The 2,268-nt window shown below is 44.9% G+C and carries 2 protein-coding genes; both read right to left on the bottom strand.

The window, feature by feature from the left end; genetic code table 11:
- Positions 1-564, bottom strand: a 564-nt coding sequence (locus A3761_RS17435; RefSeq protein WP_068750593.1) for a thiol:disulfide interchange protein DsbA/DsbL, incomplete at its 3' end; no start/stop codon positions are given.
- 184 nt (positions 565-748) lie between these two features.
- On the bottom strand, positions 749-2,268 hold a 1,520-nt coding region (locus tag A3761_RS27840), incomplete at its 5' end, for a hypothetical protein (RefSeq protein ID WP_197473091.1).

Raw genomic sequence — 2,268 nt, 5'->3', positions numbered from 1 at the left:
CAAAGCCGGTACACCTGTAATACGCAACTTCTTGATCTTGTCTTGAGCTTTTTTGATCGCCTCATCTATCTTGGAAATCTTTCTAAACCCACTGGCCTCAAATACCTTATCAAAGTCTTCAGACTTTATGCCTTTATCCATAAACAAAACTTTTATGTCGTCTACGTCTTTATACTTCTTAGGGTTCGATACGATCTTATCGAATAAGTACTGGTGCATCTCTTTGTACACACCCAGGAACTCAGCTGCGTAATAAGCTTTTGCATGCTCTACCCAACCAGGGAAGGTTGCTGGCATTAAACGGAAATCTACATCATCCGCCAAGCTTTTCTCCCACTCAGGTAAGTGGTCATTGTTAAATTCGTAACAATGCGGGCAGCCATACCAAAATAGCTCTAGTATTTCTATTTTAGAAGGGTCTGCGGTTTTTACCGGGTAAGGCAATTCTTTATAGTGGCGCCCTTTTTCCCAAAGATCCGCTGCAAAACTCATTTGACTAAGCAGTAGCATGATCGCTACAAACGGCATCAACCAAAAACGATTCTGGCTCTTTTTATCAGACACAAAGGCCCCCTTAATAACTATTTAAACGAACTATCCATAATAGCTTTAAGGTTTTACAGGTCAATAACACCTAGATGACCATTTAGTTAGAGTCTGGGTAAATGCCTTTAGTAGGCCTATCGTCTGGCCGGAAGGTATAGATACGAAAAAGCCAGGTCGCTGACCTGGCTTTTTTTACTTCATTTTAAGGTAAGGGCTGTTTAAATGCTTTATCCCGGAAGAAGGAACCTAATCCGGTCGATGCATCAACTTGCCACCAGCCAGCGAACCCCCATACTTCTGTTGTTTCTGAGTTATCATCTGCATTTGATGTGTCGTCTGTTACTGATTCAACATAAACATAATCGAGTGAACTATCCGGGCAATCAACAGTTGATGTACCGCCGCCCTCAAAACATATCAAGATTTCATCTGTTGAAGTATCGAGCGACCAGCTTAAACCTGTCTCAGAACCTCCATCCCATACTTCTGAAAATACGCCCCCGCTAGCAAAAATCATTTGCTCACTTAGGTTATGTTCAAAAAAGTAGGTACCCAATAAATCACTCTCAGCCGTCAAATCAACAGGGCTAGGCACTTCTGAGGCTAAGGTAGACTGAGTCACCATTAGCTCGGCACGCGTAGGTCCTTCCATCATACCGTCCTTTTTGACGACAATTTCGGGCCTGAACAAGTCACTAAAATCAGCTAATGCCACGTCATGTACTTCAGATAAACCAGCAATAGTAATTTCAAGATTACCTGAGCTATCTACCAACCAAGTTGTTGCCTCATCACCTGTATCTGTTGTTCCAGCACTTTCGTCATCATGCCTCCAGACGAATCGTCCAGTATTACCTGAGCTGTCAAATACATAATATTCTTCATACTCTGTCGAAGTGCCATCGTCATACCATTCTCTTAAGAGACCAGAACCCAGAACTCCCAGCTCTTGTCCTTGCGTCAGAGTTGCAGAGTCCGAGAAGTCCACTCCATTATTGCTTGCCGCAGCAAATGGATCTGCGCCCACACGCTGAAGTACAAAGGAACCTTCACCATCATCTAGGCTAAGCGCGTCTCCATTTAAAGACATGCTCCAACCGAGACCTGAAGGATGAGATAAACCGCCCTCACCGTCGCTTTGACCCAGCACGGAAACAGAGAAATCTCCTGTTTCCTGATCCCAGGTATAAGTTCCGTGCTCTGCTGAAGTTGGCACTATCACACCAACATCATGCTCTTCTCCGTTGTTGGTATGCATAATGATGTAGCGAGTTTCATCCACAAAAACCAGAATATTCATATTACCCGGCTCAGGTATCTGCCAGGCACCAATTAGTGGGTTCGTATCAGAGTATCCTCGCACAAGCTCATCCGGGCCTATATCATCATCGAACGTTAATACATCGCCATCGATCACCATGGTCATCTCGCCAATGGCATTATCAAGCCCTCCATCACCGTCACTTTCGCCAACTTTATTTGGTTCAAAAACACCGCTTGTTGGGTCCCATGTATATGTGCCATGCTCTGCAGAAGTTGGTAGCACACCATAAACCGGATCGGATTCCGAGTTTGCAGTATGCCCTACGATATAATTCGCATCACCATAAAAGACAACTGCATGGTAGTCACTGCCACCGTTATCAAGTAGCCAAAGGCCGATATTCTCTCCAGCCGGAGCACCGCCCGTTCCGCCACCATTACCCGGTAAGATGACAGCCG

The sequence above is a fragment of the Oleiphilus sp. HI0123 genome, from assembly GCF_001635315.1.
The sequence above is the reverse complement of the archived record's forward strand: the minus strand, read 5'-3'. Positions and strand labels throughout refer to the sequence as shown.